Raw genomic sequence first — 18282 nt, 5'->3', positions numbered from 1 at the left:
GTCTCCGCCCCGGCCGGCCGATCCGCCTTCCGGGGCCGCGCTTTCGCCCGGGCCCTCCCGCTCTCTCCGCGCCGGGTCCGATGTCAGCGAGGTGGTCTTTACTGGCTTTCGGGGCCGCCGAGGCGGCGGCCCCGGTGGGAGACACCGGAGTGGAACCGGGGGAAGGAGACCGTGTGGACGCAACGGACGCGAGGGACGCGACGGAGGCAGCCGCCGCACGCGAGGCCGCAGACGCATGGGGCCCGACCGCAGGCGCGTCGGGCCCGGCCGCGGACACGTGGGGCTCAGAGGAAGAAGTCGAAGAGGTCATGCGCCGAGCCTGGCCGCATTCGTCCGTCGCTCACGAGAGCCCGACGATGCTGGTACTGACAGCACCTGGCAGCATGCGCCGCCCGCAGCGACGATGGGTGGTGTGACAGTCATCACCGAGAGCCGAGCAGGAGCAGCGACGCGGCGCCGCCGCCCCGCGCTGTCCACGTTCCTGCGCAGCCGCCGGGCGCGGGTCTCGCCCGACGATGTCGGGATGCCGGCGGGCCTTCGCCGCCGCACGCCGGGCCTGCGCCGCGAGGAGGTCGCGCAGCTCTCCGGCGTGGGCGTCACCTGGTACACATGGCTGGAGCAGGGTCGGCCGATCAACGCCAGCGTGCAGGTCCTGGACGCGGTGGCCCGGACGCTCAAGCTCGACCAGACCGAGCGCGAGCATCTCTACCACCTCGCCGAGGTGCCCTACGTGCCCGAGCGGGAGCGCATCGCCGAGGCGATCGACCCGGAGATCCACGCCATCATCGAGGCGATGGACCCACTGCCCGCCGTGGTCTACAACGGCAGGTACGACATTCTGGCTGCCAACAGGGCCTACCGCCACATCTTCCCGGTCCTGGACATCCTCGGGCTGCCCGAACAGAACGTGCTGTGGCAGCTGTTCGTGACGCTGCGGCCGTGCCACTGCACGATCCTCAACCGCGAGGAGGAGCTGCCGCTGCTGGTGGCCACCTTGCGCGGCACCTACGGCCGGCACGTGGGCGAGCCGGCCTGGGAGGACTTCATCGCCCAGCTGAGCGCGGCGAGCGGGGAGTTCGCGGGGCTGTGGCGCAGCGGCGACGTGGCGCCTCCGGGAGCGCGGATCAAGATGGTGCAGCACGCCTCGGTGGGCGAGCTGCGGCTCAGTTCGACCTCGCTTCAGGTCAGCACCGCGCCGGAGACGAGGGTCGTGGCCTATTCGCCGCACGACGCGGAGACGGAAAAGCTGATCACGCTGCTGAGCTCCAAGAGGACCCGGTGATCGGCTGCCCCCTGCACGCTCAGCCGCTCTCCCGGATAAGGGCCACCCTGGAGGGCCGGGCAGCGCACACGGACCCCTCCGTGTTGCGCACCACGAAGATCCCGCCCGCCCCGGACGAGGAGACCTGATCCTGACGAGACGTGCCCCGGGTAAGCCGCGCAAAAACAAAGGAGACGAGCCAGCTCACGCATTCCGTGAGCACAGCTCGCCTCTCATTTCCGTGGAGCTAAGGAGAATCGAACTCCTGACCTCTTGCATGCCATGCAAGCGCTCTACCAACTGAGCTATAGCCCCGAGGTCCCGGCACCGGAGCGCCGCGAACGAGAAGAAGCTTAACCGGTGGCCAGGCCGAATGAGAAATCCGCCCCCCGAGAGCTCAGCCGCCCCGGAGCTCCGTATCCCGGAAGCTCAGCCGCCCCGGAGCTCCGTCACCCCGGGGGCTCCGCCATGCTCGCAAGGGGCCCGCCAAAAGCTCAGTCGTCGTCGCCGAGCACCGGCTCCGGCAGGCTGCCCGCGTTGTGCTCCAGCAGACGCCAGCCGCGCACGGTCTCGCCCAGCACGGACCAGCAGCAGTTGGAGAGCCCGCCCAGCGACTCCCAGGTGCCCGGCGCCAGGCCGATGAGCCGTCCGATGGTGGTGCGGATGGTGCCACCGTGGCTGACGACGACGAGCGTGCCGCCGTCCGGCAGCTTGTCCGCGCTGCGCTCCACGACGGGTGCCGCGCGGTCGGCGACCTCGGTCTCCAGCTCGCCGCCGCCCCTGCGCACCGGCTCGCCCCGCTTCCACGCGGTGTACTGCTCGCCGAACTGCGCGAGGATCTCCTCGTGCGTCAGCCCCTGCCAGGCGCCCGCGTAGGTCTCCCGCAGCGCCTCGTCGTGGGTGATCTCCAGGCCGGTGAGGTCGGCCAGTTCGGTGGCGGTGGCGGCCGTGCGCCGCAGGTCGGAGGCGATGATCGCGTCGGGGCGCAGCCCGGCCAGCAGCCGCGCGGAGCGGCGGGCCTGGGCGATGCCCTCGTCCGTCAGCGGGATGTCCGTGGTGCCCTGGAAACGGCGCTCCAGGTTCCAGGCGGTCTGGCCGTGCCGCCACAGCACGATTTTGCGGTCCCTGACCGCTCCCGAGTGCCCGTTCAGTTCAGCTCTCCGTCCAGCTCGTCCGCGCGCTCGGCCTCGCCCGCGTGCTCGGCGGCCTTGCCGCGGGTCGCCTTGGCGTCCTCCGGCAGCTCCAGCTCGGGGCAGTCCTTCCACAGCCGCTCCAGGGCATAGAAGACGCGCTCCTCGCTGTGCTGGACGTGGACGACGACGTCGACGTAGTCCAGCAGCACCCAGCGGCCGTCGCGCTCGCCCTCGCGGCGTGCGGGCTTGGCCCCCAGCTTCTTGTTGAGGCTCTCCTCGACCTCGTCGACGATGCCCTTGACCTGCCGGTCGTTGGGAGCCGAGGCGAGGAGGAAGGCGTCGGTGATGGCGAGGACGTCGCTGACGTCATAAGCGACGATGTCGTGCGCGAGCTTGTCGGCCGCCGCCTGCGCGGCGACGTTGATCAGCTCAAGGGAACGGTCCGTGGCGGTCACAGGCAAGGCTTTCGGTCGGGAATGGTCGAATTGTCGAGACACACCAACAGCGCCGGAAACGCCTGAAGCCCGAAGCCTCAAACCCTCGAAGCCGAGACGAACGTCCAGGACGCTGTGTACGTGTCAGGTTCCAGGGTCTCACGGCCTCACGACCGCGTTCCGTCTTCCGTTCGGGCGGCCCTGCGGCCTCCAGCGTGATGTGGGACGTCTCACACTGGAGGCCGCGAAGGCCGGAAGGTCCCCTGCCTCAGCCCTTGTAGTCGGCGCCGAGCAGCACGGCCACGTCCCCGGTCGAGGCGCTGCCGGTCTTGCGCACGGCGGTGCCCGGCAGGTCCAGGGTCTTGGCGACCTCCTCGGCCTTGGCCTTGTGCTCCGGCTTCGCGTAGCCCACCACCGACTTGGCGCGGGTGGCACCGGAGCCCGACTTGACGACGGCGTAGCCGCCGTTGACCAGTGCGGCGGAGGCGGCGTTGGCCACGCCGGGCTTGCCGCTGGCGTTCTTCAGGCTGACGCGGAGCGCCGCCTGCGGGTCGGAGTTCTTGACGGTGCCGCCGAGGATCTTCTTGACGACCTGGCCGCCCGCCTGCCTGCTCAGCGTGCCGTTGGCCTGCACGGGCAGCAGCCGCGTGCGGTAGTCGCCACCCTTGGCGCGGCTGGCCAGCTTGGCGAGTGAGGCGCCGAGCTGGGACTCGGAGAGCGAGGGGTCGGGAATCTGGCCGAGAGACTCGACGGTCTTGGTCGCCGCACCAGAGCTGCTGGACAGCTTCTTGATCGCCGCCTGCATCACCTGTCCGAAGCGGGCGAGCTGCTTGGCCTGCGGCTCGCCCGGGGACCGGTAGGTGGCGTAGGCAACGGCCGCGCGGCCGTCCAGGTCCACGGCGCTGCCCCGCTCGACCTGCGGCTTGTCGCCCTTCTTGGCGCTGGGCACCGCCGTGTCGGTGTCGAGCGCGATGCCGCCGACCAGCTCCACCAGGTTCTCCAGATACGGCGTGTCCAGCCGCCAGGTGCCCTTGATGTCGGAGCCGAGCAGGGTGTTCAGCGCGTCGCGGGTGGGCGAGGCGCCCTCGTCCTCGACGGACTTGCCGAGCGTGGTGGTGGTCCCGTCCTCGGCCGAGACGGCCAGCGAGTTCGGCAGCAGGACCGTGCTGCCCTGGCCCGCGCCCGCGTTGTCGACGAGCAGCGCCGTCGAGCTGGCGCCGCCTTCCTCGCGCAGGTGTACGACGATCACGTCGCGCTGCTGGCCCGCGGCAGCGCCGCCCTTCTCCTCGGCCCCGTCCAGCCCCGGCAGCATGCCCGCGTACCAGAGGTAGCCGAGGCCGCCCGTCACGACGAGGACGAGGACGACTATGAGCGCGACGACGCGGTTGCGGCCCTTGCGTTTGGCCTCCTCGCGGCGCTCGGTGCGGCTCTCGGAGAACTTCAGCCAGTCGATGACGTCCTCGGAGTCGTCGGTCGGCTCCTCCACGAAGGCGAACTGCTCGGTGCGGTAGTCGGTCTCCGGGCCGCCCTGCGCACCATCGGGCCGGCCGGACGGCCGCCCGGCCGACGGGTCAGCCGTGGCGCCCGCGTCCGGATCCCGGCGTGCGCCGGGCACCGACCCGGCCTGCGGCTGTTCGTACTGCTCCTGCTGCGGCGGGGGGCTCTGCTGGGGGAACCACTCCTGCTGCGCGGTCTGCGGCTGCCCGGCCGGCGCCTGCCGCTGTCCCGCCGCACCCGCCTGCTGCCCGTAGGGGTCGTACGCGTCGTAGTCGTGGTAGCCCTGCTGGCCGGGCGTTGCCTCCGGACCCTGCGCCTGCCCGTACGGCTCGTAGGTGCCGGAGGTCTCGTACCCGCCGGAGTGCGTGCCGGAGGCCTCGTACGTACCCGTGCCGTAGGAGCCGTGGGCGCCGTACGGGTCCTGAGTGCCGTACGGGTCCTGGGCGGCGTACCCCTGTTCGCCCTGCTGCCCCGCCCCCTGCTGCTGCGCGTCCTGGCGGTAGACCGGTCTGCCGTACTCGTCGTAGCCGGTGATCTCCGGCTGCTGACCGTACGGGTCGTATCCGTAACCGTCGCTCACGCTCGCGGCTCCTCCCTGTACAGGGCGCGCTTGCTGATGTAGCGCACGACGCCGTCAGGGACCAGATACCAGACCGGATCGTCACGTTCCACCCGCGCGCGGCAGTCCGTGGACGAGATGGCCAGCGCCGGGACCTCCACCAGGGAGACTCCGCCCTGGGGGAGCCCGGGGTCGGCCAGCGCGTGGCCGGGGCGGGTGACGCCGATGAAGTGGGCCAGCGAGAACAGCTCTTCCGTGTTGCGCCAGCTGAGGATCTGCGAGAGCGCGTCGGCGCCGGTGATGAAGAAGAGGTCCGTGTCGGGATTGCCCTCGGCCAGCTCGCGCAGGGTGTCTATCGTGTACGTCTTGCCGCCGCGGTCGATGTCGATCCTGCTGACGGAGAACTGCGGGTTCGACGCCGTCGCGATGACCGTCATCAGATAGCGGTCCTCGGCGGGCGAGACCTTCTGGTGGCTCTTCTGCCACGGCTGTCCGGCCGGCACGAACACGACCTCGTCGAGGTGGAAGCGTGCCGCCACCTCGCTCGCGGCCACCAGGTGACCGTGGTGGATGGGGTCGAAGGTCCCACCCATCACGCCGAGCCGCCGCTTACCAGTGCCGGGCGTCCCGCCCTGGCCGTTCTCTCCCATGCGGGCCGACCCTATCCTTAGTCCGGATGCCAGACGGCGCGGCGGCGGGGGCCGCTCAGCGGTCCCGGTTGAAGCGAGTGGTGATCCACAGCAGCAGGAACAGCGCGACCAGCGCGCCGCCGCCGGTGAGGTACGGGCTGAGGCTCTCGTGTTGGCTGCTCTCGCCGTGCTCGCCGCCGGAGGCGAGGGTCAGCAGGGCATCGTGGGCGGTGCTGGGCAGAGTCATCGTCGGCCTATCCCGTGAGGTGCGGACAGTTGGCTGTGCGGGCACAAGGCTGTGCAGGCACATCGTAAGCGTGCGTCCTCCGGTACCTCACGCCGACTCAGCTCTCGCCGCCCCGAGGCCGTCCCGCGCTCCCGGGCCACCGTGCGCGCCCCGGCCCGGCCGGGATCACCGGTCTTCCGGAGAACGCAACGGGAAGGACCTCCTCCGCGTCCCACCCTCTAGTGTGGACAGTCCAGTCGAGGAGTGGGAAACACCATGACAGACGGCACAGACGGCACGGAGCGCCTGCCCGGCCGCGACAGGCGGCGGTTTCCGGGCATCTCGTCCCGCGCCTACGAACACCCTGCCGACCGCTCGGCGCTCGTCGCGCTGCGCAAGCTGAGCGGTTTCGACACAGTTTTCAAGGCACTGAGCGGGCTGCTGCCCGAGCGCAGCCTGCGGCTGCTCTTCCTCTCCGACTCCGTGCGGGTGAGCGATCAGCAGTTCGCCCACCTCAACGCGATGTTGAGGGACGCCTGTTACATCTTGGACCTGGAGAAGGTCCCGCCCATGTACGTCAATCAGGACCCGCATCCCAACGCGATGTGCATCGGGCTGGACGAGCCGATCATCGTGGTGACCACCGGCCTGGTCGAGCTGCTCGACGAGGAGGAGATGCGGGCGGTCGTCGGCCACGAGGTCGGCCACGCGCTGTCCGGCCACGCGGTCTACCGGACGATACTTCTCTTCCTCACCAGCCTCGCCCTGAAGGTGGCGTGGATACCGCTGGGGAACGTCGCGATCATGGCGATAGTGACGGCGCTGCGCGAGTGGTTCCGCAAGTCCGAGCTGTCCGCCGACCGCGCGGGCCTGCTGGTCGGCCAGGACCTCCAGGCTTCCATGCGGGGCCTGATGAAGCTCGCCGGCGGCAACCACCTGCACGAGATGAACGTCGACTCCTTCCTGGCCCAGGCCGAGGAGTACGAGTCGGGCGGCGACCTGCGCGACTCGGTTTTGAAGATCATGAATGTGCTTCCGCGTAGCCACCCCTTCACGACCGTGCGCGCCGCCGAGCTGAAGAAGTGGGAGGCCAGCCGCGACTACCAGCGGATAATGGAGGGCCACTACGACAAGCGCGAGGACGACAAGGACACCTCCGTCCGCGAGTCCTTCCGCCAGTCGGCCGGCCACTACTCGGAGTCGGTGAAGAACAGCAAGGACCCGCTGATGGGCCTCGTGCGGGACATCGCGGGCGGCGCGGGCGACCTGGGCGGCAAGCTGCGCGACACCTTCACCGGCCGGGGCGCCGCGGGCTCCTCCGGCGGCCAGGATGGCGCGTCCGGCAGCGCCAACGGCGACGGCGGAGCCAACGGCGGGTCTAGTGGGAAGGACGATCCGGGCTCGGCTGAGCGCTAGCCGCCAGCAGCCCGCACATCGAGGCGGTCGACCGGCCCCGGGCGTAGGGGTCGGTCCCCGCCAGCCCCGCGTCCTTCGCCCGCTGTCCGGCCAGCAGCGGCGCCAGCGCGGCGGACGGATCGTCCGCGCAGTTCATGGGCCCGGCCCGCATGGAGACCTGGCGCACACTCAGCTGGTGGTCGCGCAGGTCGTCACGCTCGAAGTGGAAGCGCACCTCGCGGCGTACGGAGAAGAGGGACGCTTTCCGCTTGGCGTCCTCGCCCTCACCGGCGTCCGCGGGCCGCACCGCGTAGACGAAGACGTGGTCGGCGATGACCTCCAGCGCGTTGCCGCTCACCTCCTGGACGGCGAGGGTGCCGTTGACCCGCACCCTGGGGTCGGCCAGCGCCGTCTTGGAGGGATCGAAGCGCACCATCCAGGCCGTGGCCGCGTGCCGTCCGTCGTTGCGGGGGCTGTCCACGCTCTGGTCGAACTGCTCCTGCTGGCGGGCGTTCAGCATGACCCGCACGGGCCGCACCGCCTCGCCCGTGAGCACGTTGGGGTCCAGCGAGGTCTCCACGACGTAGTCCTTGGCCGCGGTGAGCGCCGCCAGCACCTGGCTCTCCGAGAAGTGGGGGCTGCGCCGTACGGGGGGCAGCGCCACTCCGTCGGCTCCGGCGCGGAACTGCGCCGCCGGGCTGTGTTCGAACAGATCGGGGGTGGTGGCGCCGGGAACCTTGCCGCGGGGCGCGAGCGGCAGCATCTCGCTGCGCATCGGCTCGGAGCCCAGCTTCGGAGTGGTCTGGTACGGGTTGCGTATGCCCATGTAGATCGCGGTGCCGAAGGCCAGAGCGATCAGCAGCACCAGCACCAGGCCCTGGCGGGAGAAGCCGAGGCCCGTCCGGCTGCCCATGGCGGAGACGGGGCGGCTGCGCACGGCGGCGTGCTCCTCGTCCTCCAGCCGCTCTTGCGCCGAGAACTCCTGGAGCCGCGCAGCCTTGATGAACGACTCGTCGAACACCAGGGATCGGTACTCGTCGTCGCCGCCTCCGGGAGCGCCTTCGGGCGTCCCGTCTGGAGGTTCCACTCGCCCGGACATAAGAACAGAGTAGGACCGAGCAGACGAAGGTAAACGACGCGGTCCCGGACAACTTCCAGGAATCTTATGGGCCTAATCCCGGCACACCCGGCCCGGCGGCCCGTCACACCCGGCTGTACGCACCCGCCCCGGCCCGCTCAGCCGTTCTCGCGACCCGCTCAGCACCCGGACGGCCCGCTCGGCCGTTCTGGCGACCCGCCCGCTACTCGGGCCCGCCCGCTCAGCCCTCGGGCGGCTCAGCGGAGGCGGTGGGTGCCTCCGTGTCGGCGGACACCGACGGCAGCGCGCCCGGGACGACCGAGGGGTCGACGCCGGTGGTGGCGGGCGGCGGGGTGGGCTCCTGGCGCTGGCTGGAGGCGCCCCGGTAGACGGCGGTGAAGGCGAGAGCGACCATGCCGATCCCCATCACCACGGCCAGCACCCAGGCGATGGGGCGCTGCCAGCTCCCGTGGCCGCGGTACGGGCGCAGAGTGCCGCCGTGCGCTCCGTAGGGGCCCCTGAAACGCCCGGAGGCGCCGTACGCGCCGTGAGGGTGTCCGAAGTCGGCTCCGTGCTCGTACGCCGGATCCAGCTCGGGCGGGAATCCGCCGGCGTGCGCCTCGGCGGAGGCCGCACCCGGCCGCGAGAAGGGCCCGTACACGGAGCCGTATGCGGGGTCGTAGGTGCCGGGGCCGCCAGGGTCGGGGCCGTCCTCGTCGTCGTAGCCTTCATAGCCGTCGTAGTCGGCGTAGTCGGCGTACGGCGTCTGGCCGGGGAAGTCCGCTTCGTAGTCCGAGCGGTCGAAGCGGCCCTCGTCGTCGTCGGGGTCTTCGTCGTCGAGGGGGAACTCGCCCTCTCCGCGCCCGTATCCGAAGCCTTCCTCCAGGATGCGGGGGATCTCGCTCTCGGCGTGCGACTGGGCCGCCGCGAGTATCCGTTCCGCCGCGGTGGGCTCGTGGACCTCGGCGGAGCGCACGAAGTCCTCGTCGAGCACCACGGAGGCGAACTCGTCGTCCGCTGGCCCGTGGTCGCGGTTGTCGGGCTCCTCACCGTCCTGGAACGGCTGACCCCCCACGTCGTCCGGCACGAAGTCCAGCGTAGACCTATGCGGTCAATTTGGGCAGAGTGAGCGGGAATTCAGTGCCTGATGTGGCCGTCCCCCGTGACCACGTATTTCGTGGAGGTCAGCTCCGGCAGACCCATCGGCCCGCGCGCGTGGAGCTTCTGCGTGGAGATGCCGATCTCGGCGCCGAAGCCGAACTGCGCGCCGTCCGTGAAGCGGGTCGAGGCGTTCACCATGACGGCCGCCGAGTCCACCAGTGCCGTGAAGCGGCGGGCAGCGGCGGCGTCGGTGGTGACGATGGCCTCGGTGTGCCCGGAGGTCCAGGTGCGGATGTGTTCGACGGCGGCGTCGAGCGAGGGCACGACGGCGGCGGCGATGTCGTACGAGAGGTACTCGTTGCCCCAGTCCTCGTCGGTGGCCGGCAGCACGGACCCGCCGCCCACGGACTGCCAGGCGGTGTCGCCGTGCACCGTGACCCCGGCCCCGGTGAGGGCTTCGAAGGCGCGCGGGACGAAGTCCTCCGCGATCCCGGCGTGTACGAGCACGGTCTCGGCGGCGTTGCAGACGCTGGGGCGCTGGGCCTTGGAGTTGACGAGGATGGCGAGCGCGGTGTCGATGTCGGCGCGCTCGTCGACGTAGACGTGGCAGTTGCCGGTACCCGTCTCGATCACGGGGACGGTGGACTGTTCGACCACGGTCTTGATGAGGGAGGCACCGCCGCGCGGGATCAGCACGTCCACCAGGCCGCGTGCGCGCATCAGTTCCGTGACGCTCTCCCTGCTGACGCCGGGCACCAGCTGTACGGCGTCGGCGGGGAGCCCGGCTGAGGCGACGGCGTCGCGGAGCACCTCGGTCAGCGCGGTGTTGGAGGCGTGCGCGGAGGACGAGCCGCGCAGCAGGACGGCGTTGCCGGACTTGAGGCACAGGGCCGCGGCGTCAACGGTGACGTTGGGGCGGGCCTCGTAGATGATCCCGACGACGCCGAGGGGGACGCGCACCTGGCGCAGCTCCAGCCCGTTGGGCAGCGTCGAGCCGCGCTGCACCTGGCCGACCGGGTCGGGCAGCGCGACGACGTCGCGGACGTCGGAGGCGATGGCGGCGACCCGCTCGGGGGTGAGCGTGAGGCGGTCGACGACGGAGTCGGGGGTGGCCTCGGCGCGCGCCTTGGCGACGTCCTCGGCGTTGGCAGCGACGATCTCCCCGGTGCGGGCGACGAGCGCGTCGGCGACCGCCAGCAGCGCCGCGTCCCGCAGGGTGCGGGGCGCCGGGGCGAGCGCCGCCGCGGCTGTCCTCGCGCGGCGTGCGGTGGCCGTGACGGGAGTGTCCTGCGCCTGCTCCTGGGTGTGTGATGCGCTCATGCCGCGCATCGTAACCGCGCCGGACGGCAGGGTGCGGACCGTCTCACGGCGGGCCGTCCCATTGCGGCGGGCCGGCTCGTCTCAGCGGCCGGCTCGTCTCAGCGGCCGGCTCGTCTCAGCGGCCGGCTCAGAACGGGTGCACGCCCACCGGGGTCGCGGGCGGTGGGCCGTAGCCCTCGGCGACGCGCTGGTGGTAGGTCGCCCGGCCGATCACCTCAAGGCCGACGATCTCCCAGGGCGGCAGCTTGGCCGAGGCGCGGTGCTCGCCCCACAGCCGCAGGGCGACGGCGGCGGCGTCGTGCAGATCGCGCGCCTCCTCCCAGTAGCGGATCTCCGCGTGGTCGTTGGCGTATCGGCTGGTCAGCAGAAAGGGGTGGTCGTGCGCGAGCTGTTCGAGAGCGCGCCGCACCTCGGCGAGCGGGGCCTCCTGCCCGGCGACGCTGAGCGTGATGTGCCAGAGCCTGGACTCGGGCCCCTCTTCAGGCTGTTGGGAAGACGCCTCGAACTGGGAGGAAGACGCCTCGGGCTGGGGAGAAGACGCCATGTCAACGCTGGCCAGTCGTCTCACCGGTGGCCTCCTGGAGTGGTGCTGGTGTGCTGCTGCTTCCGCCGTGCCGGACACTCGTGCACGTGCTTCCACGAACCGGTCCCTGAGTCAAAGTTGACCAGCCCTCGTCCACTCGCGTGGCGGTTTTCCGGAAGGTGTCCGTGGAAAGGCTGGTCTTTTTCCGATTCCGCCCGCGTATGACACCCCTCAGGAACGCGGCACAACGAGAAACCGCAGGGCCGCCGTGCCGCGGACGGCGCTGCTTGTGTCACACCTGGCACCGGCGGTCACTGCCGTAGCAGCACCAGGTCGTCACGGTGCACGACCTCGCGCTCGTAGGCGGGGCCCAGCTCCCTGGCCAGGTCGTACGTGGAGCGGCCGAGGAGGCGGGGCAGCTCCTTGGCGTCGAAGTTGACCAGCCCCCGTGCGACGGCGCGGCCCCGCGCGTCGCGCAGCTCGACCGGGTCGCCGGCCGTGAAGTCGCCCTCCACCCCCGCGATGCCGGCCGGGAGCAGCGAGGTGCGCCGGTCGACGACGGCGCGTACGGCCCCGTCGTCCAGGGTGAGCGCGCCGACGGGCGTCGAGGCGTGGGCGAGCCACAGCAGCCGCCCGGCCGCGCGCCGCCCCGTCGGGTGGAAGTAGGTGCCGGTGTCGCGGCCGGCCAGCGCGTCGGCCGCGTGCACGGCCGAGGTGAGCACCACGGGAACTCCGGCACCGGCCGCGATGCGGGCCGCCTCCACCTTGGTGACCATGCCGCCGGTGCCGACGCCGGCGCTGCCCGCGCTGCCGATGTCGATGCCGGCCAGCTCGGCGGGGCTGCCCACCTCGGCGATCTTGCGGGCGCCGGGGGTGGCGGGGTTGCCGTCGTAGAGGCCGTCCACGTCCGAGAGGAGGACGAGCAGGTCGGCGCGGACGAGATGGGCGACCAGGGCGGCGAGCCTGTCGTTGTCGCCGAAGCGGATCTCGTCGGTGGCCACCGTGTCGTTCTCGTTGACGACGGGGACGGCGCCCATGTTCAGCAGCTGGTCAAGGGTGCGGTAGGCGTTGCGGTAGTGCGCCCGGCGGCTGGTGTCGTCGGAGGTGAGCAGCACCTGCCCGACGCGCCGTCCGTAGCGGGCGAAGGACGCGGTGTAGCGGGCCATCAGCAGTCCCTGGCCCACGCTGGCGGCGGCCTGCTGGCGGGCCAGGTCACGGGGGCGCTTGGCCAGGCCAAGCGGGGCGAGCCCCGCGGCGATGGCGCCGGAGGAGACGAGCACTATCTCGCGGCCCGCCGCGTCGGTGTGCTTGGCCAGCACGTCGACGAGGGCGTCGACACGGTCCGCGTCCAGCCCGCCGGCCGCCGTGGTGAGCGAGGAGGAGCCGACCTTCACCACGATCCTGCGCGCCCGCTCCACGGCCCCGCGCTTCCCGCCGGAGCCGCCCGAGCCGCTCCTGTTGCCCGAGTCGCCCGGACCCGCCGAGCCGCCCGGACCGGCCGGACCACGCGAACCCGCCCGGCCACGCGAGCCCGCCGCGCCGTCCGTGCTCGCGGACGTACCGTCCGTAGCCGCCGTTTCCCCGGTGTCTCCTGTCACGCCCGTACGTACCCCTCGCGCCCATCGCCGCCGCGGCGCCTCCGGGCTCCGGCTCTGCACCACCGCTCCCCGGCCCCGCCACGGTCTTCCGCTGCGCAATCTACGTCAGTGCTGGTCCCCATCGCTCATCCGTTTCGCGCGACGGACGGGTGAGGATGATTACCTTTGCCCCCGTAAGCACGTATCCCGGCCCGTCGAAGATTGTCACTGGACCACTGACCGTCATACGGTCAGTGGTCAACCTTGGCCGCGCCACAGGCCACCCCTGTACGCAAGCAATCTTCGATCTCCATGCCAGGAGCCCAGCCCGTGCCCTCTGCCGGACTCTCCACCCGACGCGCCGTACAGCTCACGGCGCTCCTCGCACTGGCGGTGTTCTACACCGCGCAGCTCGCGGGTGCGCTGCTGCCGAACGTGCCTGTCTTCGTCACCGCCTCCTTGGCGGGACTCGCTCTCGACCTGTACCTGACGCACAAGCAGCCGGGGCTGCTCGCGCTGCTCGGCAAGGTCCGATTCGACGTCACCACGCGGCAGCTGCTGCGCGACATGCTGATCGTCATCGGCCTCGTGCGCATTCCCGATGTCCCCCCGGACATCGAACGCCCGCTCACCTTGCTGCTGCTCATCTCCTACGCGGCGCACTTCCTGTGCCAGGCCGTGGCCCAGCTCGTGCGGCGCACCCGCACCCTGCCGGTGGTCACCCGCAACATCGACGCCTCCGCGCTCGGCCTGACCATCGCCCCGCCCCGGCTGCTGGCCCGCCAGCCCAGCCGCAGGCTGCTGCGCTTCTCGGTGCCCGGCACCATAGGGCTCGTGCTGAGCGCCGGGCTGTCGGGCGAGGAGTGGGGGCTGATCGGCGTGAGCTGCACCTTCCTCCTCTCCTTCGGCGGCGCGATCTACCTGGGCACCTGGATGCTGCCGAAGAAGCGGTCCGCCGGCGAGCGCGAGGCGCTTGCCTGGCTGGACGCCTGGCTGGCCGATTACCGCCCCACCGTGGGCATGTACTTCTCCGGCGGAACCACCTCCGCCTACCAGGCGAACATGTGGCTCTCCACCCTCGCCCAGCTGGACGGCAAGCCGCTGATCGTGCTGCGCGAGCGGTTCATGGTGCAGAAGATCGACGCCACCGACGTGCCGATCGTCTGCATCCCCAAGGTCGCCCACCTCATGCACCTGGAGCACTCCACGCTCAAGGTGCTCCTGCACCCGGCGAACTCGGGCAAGACCTCCCAGGTGCTGCGCATCCCCACGATCAAGCACACCTTCACCAACCACGGCGAGAGCGACAAGCTCTCCTCCTGCAACCCCTACGCCAAGGCGTACGACCAGGTATGGGTCGCCGGAGAGGCCGCGCGCGAGCGCTACCAGCTCGCCGAGGTCGGGGTGGACGACCGCGACGTGGTCGAGGTCGGCCGCCCGCAGCTCACCCCGATCCAGCCGTACGCGGGAGCCCCGGAGGGCACCTACACCACCGTGCTCTACGCGCCCACCTGGGAGGGCTGGGACGGCAACCCGGGCAACACCTCCGTGGTGCTCGCCGGTGAGAACATCGTCCGCGCGCTGCTGGCCGACCCCGGCGTGCGGCTGCTGTACAAGCCGCACCCGATGACCGGCTCGGTCGACCCCCGCGCGGGCGCCGCCGACCAGCGCATTCGCGCCATGATCACGGAGGCGAACGCGGCGCGCGGCGGCGAGCGGCGCGGCCCGGAGGCCGCGGCGGAGCTGGAGCGCCGCACGGCGGAGCTGGACCAGATCACCACCACCGCCTTCCGCCCCCGCGCGGACGAGATGGAGCGGATGAAGGTGCAGGGCACCCCCGAGCAGGGGCGCGCCGCACGGGTCAAGGTCGCGACAGAGGCGTGGGAGGAGGCGTACTGGGCGTCCTTCCCGGAGTGGGAGCACCAGATCGTCACCGGTCCGCGCCCGGCGATCTTCACCTGCTTCAACCAGGCCGACCTGCTCATCTCGGACGTCTCCTCGGTCGTCTCGGACTACCTCACCAGCGAGAAGCCCTACGCCGTGGCCAACACGAGCGGCCTGGACGAGGAGGAGTTCCGGCGCACCTTCCCGACGGTGCGGGCCGGTACGGTCCTCACGCCCGGCGCCGAGGAGATCCCCGGGCTGCTGGAGGCGGTGCGCAACCCGGAGAAGGACACGCTGGTGCAAGCCCGCAAGGAGCTGAAGATCCACCTGCTGGGTCCCTCCGACCCGCCGTCGCTCGCCCGCTTCAACGCCGCGGCGCTGGAGCTGGGGGCCGAGGCCGAGGCCCGCAACGTCCGCGTGGCGCGGCGTACGGCCGAGATCCCGGGCCAGCGCGAGGCGGACGACGCGGCGGAGGAGGCCGAGATGGAGACTTCGGTCCCCGTCGACCCCGAGGACGCGGTCACCACGTAGGGCGCACGGGGCCGCCACGTCCCTCTTTCGGGCGTCTCCCGCAGCTGACACCTCGGTCACGGGCGGCGCACGCGGCACAACCCGGCGCACGGGAGCACAACAGGGTGCAGGGCCCCGGGAGGCAATCGCCTCTCGGGGCCCTTCCGTGTGCGTACGTCCCACCTGTCCCACCCGTCCCGGGGCATCCGGAAGGCGTTCTATGACGGGTGCTCTCCCGTCCCTACGCTCACAGACGAGTCGGCTCGCACCGTCTGTCTGGAGGGACGCCCGTGAGGTCCGCTGCCACACCGCTCGCCCTGCTTCTCACCGCGGGGCTCCATCTGGGCACCGCCCCGCACGCCACGGCAGCCCCACTGGGAACGGGCCCAGTCTTCAACAACCCGAACGGCACCACGGCCCAGCAACGCGCCATCCGCAGCGACATCCTCGCCCGGATCAAGGCCGCGGCGCCCCGCTCCACCATCAAGGTCGCCGTCTACCACTTCTGGGACGCGGAGACGGCCCGTGCGCTCGCCGCGGCGCACACCACCAGCTCCCGCAAGGTCAACGTCCAGGTCCTGCTCGACGAGACCAGCGTCAGCGCCATGCCCTCCAGCACGTCCTACGCCATCCTGCGCGACGCGCTCGGCACCAACCGCAAGGCGGGCTCCTACGTAGCCCTCTGCCCCAAGAAGAGGTCCTGCTTGGGCGATCCGGGGGAAGGCGCCTCGATCGCGCACAACAAATTCTGGCTCTTCTCGAACTCGGGCGGTTTACACAACGTCGTGCTGCAAACGTCCTCGAACCTGTCGACGGGCAGCTACACCAAGTTCTGGAACGACACGATGGTCGTCTCCCAGGCGGGCACCTACAACGCTTACAGCGGCTACTTCAAGAAGGCCACGGCCATGAAGTGGCGGGACTGGCGCTACACCCGCACCGCCTCGTCCCCCTACACCAGCTACTTCTTCCCGCGCCCCGGCAGCGGCAACAAGACGGACACCGTCCACGGCATCCTCAACAACATCACCTGCCGCTGGTCCGACGCGTCCGGCAGCCACCGCACCAGCGTGCGGCTGGCGATGTTCAAGCTCACCCGGCAGGGCGTCGCCGACAAGCTCGCCGCGCTCCAGAAGAAGGGCTGCGCGGTGGACATCGTCTACGCCGAGACCGACAGCAAGGCCAGCAGCGGTTCGCCGGGCACCTGGGAGACCCTGCACGAGAAGGGCGGCCCCGCCATGCGCTGCATGCACTACGACGACGACGGCGACCCCGGCACCTCCCAGAAGGTCATCCACTCCAAGACCCTGATGATCTCCGGGCGTTACGCGGGCGCGGTCAACAAGGTCGTGTGGACGGGCAGCCACAACTACTCGGGCCCGGCCCTCCGCAAGAACGACGAGGCCTTGCTGAAGGTCGACAACTCCGCCGTCCACGACACCTATCTGGACCGCTTCCGCTCGGTGAAGTCCTCGGCCAAGCCCGGAACGGACGACAACACCGGCGGCTGCAAGGGCGTCACTCCCCAGCGCGAGCGCTGAGCCGGGCTGTCCCGGCCCGAGGCCGACCCGGGCCGGGACAGCCGAGAGGCATCACTCGAAGGGGTCGAAGTCCTGGTACTCGCCCAGCGCCTCGTCGCGCTCCGCCTGGTGGTCGCGGCGGCGCTGGGCGGCGGGGCGCGGCAGGTCCATGCGGTGGTCCTCACCGCGGCGGCCGAGCATCTCGGCGCCGGTGACCATGGTGGGCTCCCAGTCGAAGACGACGGCGTTGTCCTCGTCGCCGATGGCGACGCCGTCACCCTCGCGGGCGCCCGCCTTGAGCAGCTCCTCCTCGACACCGAGGCGGGCCAGCCGGTCGGCGAGGTAGCCGACGGCCTCGTCGTTGTTGAAGTCCGTCTGGCGCACCCAGCGCTCGGGCTTCTCACCGCGCACCCGGAAGAGGCCCTCCTCCTCGCGGGTGACCTTGAACCCGGCATCATCCACGGCCTTGGGCCGGATCACCACGCGGGTCGACTCCTGCGCGGGCTTCGCGGCACGCGCCTCGTCCACCAGGCCGCCCAGGGCGTACGACAGTTCCTTGAGGCCCTGGCGGGAGACGGCCGAGACCTCGAAGACGGGCAGGCCGCGCTCTTCGAGGTCGGGGCGGATGATGTCGGCGAGGTCCTTGCCCTCGGGGATGTCGGTCTTGTTGAGCACGACGAGGCGCGGCCGGTTCTCCAGGCCGCCGTAGCGCGCCAGCTCGGCCTCGATGACGTCCAGGTCCGAGGCGGGGTCGCGCTCCGTCTCCAGCGTGGCGCAGTCCAGCACGTGCACCAGCACGGAGCAGCGCTCCACGTGCCGCAGGAACTCCAGTCCGAGCCCCCGGCCCTCGCTCGCGCCGGGGATGAGACCCGGCACGTCCGCCATCGTGTAGACCGTCGAGCCGGCGGTGACGACGCCCAGGTTCGGCACCAGGGTGGTGAAGGGGTAGTCCGCGATCTTCGGCTTGGCCGCCGAGAGCACCGAGATCAGCGAGGACTTGCCCGCGCTGGGGTAGCCCACGAGCGCCACGTCGGCGACCGTCTTCAGCTCCAGCACGACGTCCCGCGCCTGCCCCGGCTCGCCCAGCAGCGCGAAGCCGGGGGCCTTGCGCCGGGCGGAGGCCAGCGCGGCATTGCCGAGCCCGCCCCGGCCCCCCTGGCCCGCCACGAAGGTCGTGCCCGCGCCGACCATGTCGGCCAGCACCTCGCCGTGCCGGTCCAGCACGACGGTGCCGTCGGGCACGGGCAGGACCAGGTCCTTGCCTTCCTGGCCCGAGCGGTGGCCGCCCTCGCCGGGCCTGCCGTTGGTGGCCTTGCGCTGCGGGCCGTGGTGGTAGTCGAGCAGCGTCGTCACATCGGGGTCGACGACGAACAGGACATCGCCGCCACGCCCGCCGTTGCCGCCGTCGGGCCCGCCGAGCGGCTTGAACTTCTCCCGGTGCACGGAGGCGCAGCCGTGGCCACCGTTACCCGCGGCGACATGCAGCTCGACGCGGTCCACGAAGGTGGTCATGAGGGTGCCTCCCGGCGTGCTCGGTGAAGGTGGTGCGGGGTGGTGCCTGTGATTCGCATTCCAACGCACCAAGGGCGGACCCGCTTCTCGTACGTACGCCGTACGGAAGCGGAGGTCCGCCCT

16 protein-coding genes and 1 tRNA gene are annotated in these 18282 nt (G+C 71.3%); 5 read left to right on the top strand and 12 right to left on the bottom strand.

The window, feature by feature from the left end; genetic code table 11:
- Window positions 1-412: 412 nt before the first annotated feature.
- Both OHB04_RS28045 and OHB04_RS28040 read left to right on the top strand, forming a co-directional pair.
- Window positions 413-1282, top strand: coding sequence for a helix-turn-helix transcriptional regulator (locus OHB04_RS28045; protein ID WP_405803585.1), 870 nt, complete (start codon window positions 413-415; stop codon window positions 1280-1282).
- A complete protein-coding gene (locus OHB04_RS28040) occupies window positions 1279-1410 on the top strand; it encodes a hypothetical protein (protein WP_326690418.1) in 132 nt (43 codons plus the stop codon). Before OHB04_RS28045 ends, OHB04_RS28040 begins: the two co-directional genes overlap by 4 nt.
- 93 nt (window positions 1411-1503) lie before the next feature.
- On the opposite strand, the gene OHB04_RS28035 is transcribed toward OHB04_RS28040, so the two are convergent.
- The 6 genes from OHB04_RS28035 to OHB04_RS28010 form a co-directional block, all read right to left on the bottom strand.
- A tRNA-Ala gene (locus tag OHB04_RS28035) sits at window positions 1504-1576 on the bottom strand.
- 179 nt (window positions 1577-1755) lie between these two features.
- Entirely contained in the window at window positions 1756-2412 is a 657-nt protein-coding gene (locus OHB04_RS28030) for a histidine phosphatase family protein (protein ID WP_326692945.1), read from the bottom strand.
- Window positions 2409-2849 carry a ribosome silencing factor gene (gene rsfS, locus OHB04_RS28025; RefSeq protein ID WP_326690417.1) on the bottom strand — a complete coding sequence of 147 codons (441 nt, stop codon included), beginning with the start codon at window positions 2847-2849 and terminating at the stop codon, window positions 2409-2411. Before rsfS ends, OHB04_RS28030 begins: the two co-directional genes overlap by 4 nt.
- A 247-nt stretch (window positions 2850-3096) precedes the next feature.
- Entirely contained in the window at window positions 3097-4905 is a 1809-nt protein-coding gene (locus tag OHB04_RS28020; protein ID WP_326690416.1) for an LCP family protein, read from the bottom strand.
- Complete coding sequence (nadD, locus tag OHB04_RS28015; RefSeq protein ID WP_326690415.1) at window positions 4902-5534, bottom strand: nicotinate-nucleotide adenylyltransferase; 633 nt, start codon at window positions 5532-5534, stop codon at window positions 4902-4904. Before nadD ends, OHB04_RS28020 begins: the two co-directional genes overlap by 4 nt.
- A 55-nt stretch (window positions 5535-5589) precedes the next feature.
- A complete protein-coding gene (locus OHB04_RS28010) occupies window positions 5590-5760 on the bottom strand; it encodes a hypothetical protein (protein WP_326690414.1) in 171 nt (56 codons plus the stop codon).
- 255 nt (window positions 5761-6015) lie between these two features.
- Between OHB04_RS28010 and OHB04_RS28005 the strand changes: the two genes are divergently transcribed.
- Complete coding sequence (locus tag OHB04_RS28005; protein ID WP_326808555.1) at window positions 6016-7155, top strand: M48 family metallopeptidase; 1140 nt, start codon at window positions 6016-6018, stop codon at window positions 7153-7155.
- On the opposite strand, the gene OHB04_RS28000 is transcribed toward OHB04_RS28005, so the two are convergent.
- The 5 genes from OHB04_RS28000 to proB all read right to left on the bottom strand — a co-directional run bounded on the left by OHB04_RS28000 (window position 7118) and on the right by proB (window position 12574).
- Window positions 7118-8233 carry an SCO2583 family membrane protein gene (locus tag OHB04_RS28000; RefSeq protein WP_326690412.1) on the bottom strand — a complete coding sequence of 372 codons (1116 nt, stop codon included), beginning with the start codon at window positions 8231-8233 and terminating at the stop codon, window positions 7118-7120. The two genes, OHB04_RS28005 and OHB04_RS28000, sit on opposite strands and share 38 nt — an antisense overlap.
- A 220-nt stretch (window positions 8234-8453) precedes the next feature.
- Window positions 8454-9299 carry an SCO2584 family spore wall biosynthesis protein gene (locus OHB04_RS27995; protein WP_326808554.1) on the bottom strand — a complete coding sequence of 282 codons (846 nt, stop codon included), beginning with the start codon at window positions 9297-9299 and terminating at the stop codon, window positions 8454-8456.
- Between the two features lie 50 nt (window positions 9300-9349).
- Entirely contained in the window at window positions 9350-10642 is a 1293-nt protein-coding gene (locus OHB04_RS27990; protein WP_405803591.1) for a glutamate-5-semialdehyde dehydrogenase, read from the bottom strand.
- A gap of 118 nt (window positions 10643-10760) precedes the next feature.
- Window positions 10761-11201: a hypothetical protein gene (locus OHB04_RS27985; protein ID WP_405803593.1), complete on the bottom strand. Its 441-nt coding sequence runs from the start codon at window positions 11199-11201 to the stop codon at window positions 10761-10763.
- Window positions 11202-11467: 266 nt separating this feature from the next.
- Entirely contained in the window at window positions 11468-12574 is a 1107-nt protein-coding gene (gene proB, locus OHB04_RS27980) for a glutamate 5-kinase (protein ID WP_326692944.1), read from the bottom strand.
- 489 nt (window positions 12575-13063) lie between these two features.
- Between proB and OHB04_RS27975 the strand changes: the two genes are divergently transcribed.
- Window positions 13064-15148, top strand: a complete 2085-nt coding sequence (locus OHB04_RS27975; RefSeq protein WP_326808553.1) for a hypothetical protein — start codon at window positions 13064-13066, stop codon at window positions 15146-15148.
- 269 nt (window positions 15149-15417) lie between these two features.
- Window positions 15418-16668, top strand: coding sequence for a phospholipase D-like domain-containing protein (locus OHB04_RS27970; protein WP_326690407.1), 1251 nt, complete (start codon window positions 15418-15420; stop codon window positions 16666-16668).
- A gap of 51 nt (window positions 16669-16719) precedes the next feature.
- Here the strand turns inward: OHB04_RS27970 and obgE are convergent, their stop codons facing one another.
- Complete coding sequence (gene obgE, locus OHB04_RS27965; protein ID WP_326690406.1) at window positions 16720-18159, bottom strand: GTPase ObgE; 1440 nt, start codon at window positions 18157-18159, stop codon at window positions 16720-16722.
- Window positions 18160-18282 lie beyond the last annotated feature (123 nt).

The sequence above is a fragment of the Streptomyces sp. NBC_01775 genome (genome assembly GCF_035917675.1).
Lineage (GTDB): Bacteria > Actinomycetota > Actinomycetes > Streptomycetales > Streptomycetaceae > Streptomyces.
Note: the sequence above shows the minus strand (reverse complement) of the source record. Positions and strands in the feature narration are given on the sequence as shown.

Coding starts and splice junctions, on each gene's coding strand:
- nadD (WP_326690415.1), bottom strand. CDS start 5,534: ATGGGAGAGAACGGCCAGGGCGGGACGCCCGGCACTGGTAAGCGGCGG.
- OHB04_RS28010 (WP_326690414.1), bottom strand. CDS start 5,760: ATGACTCTGCCCAGCACCGCCCACGATGCCCTGCTGACCCTCGCCTCC.
- OHB04_RS28005 (WP_326808555.1), top strand. CDS start 6,016: ATGACAGACGGCACAGACGGCACGGAGCGCCTGCCCGGCCGCGACAGG.
- OHB04_RS28000 (WP_326690412.1), bottom strand. CDS start 8,233: ATGTCCGGGCGAGTGGAACCTCCAGACGGGACGCCCGAAGGCGCTCCC.
- OHB04_RS27990 (WP_405803591.1), bottom strand. CDS start 10,642: ATGCGCGGCATGAGCGCATCACACACCCAGGAGCAGGCGCAGGACACT.
- obgE (WP_326690406.1), bottom strand. CDS start 18,159: ATGACCACCTTCGTGGACCGCGTCGAGCTGCATGTCGCCGCGGGTAAC.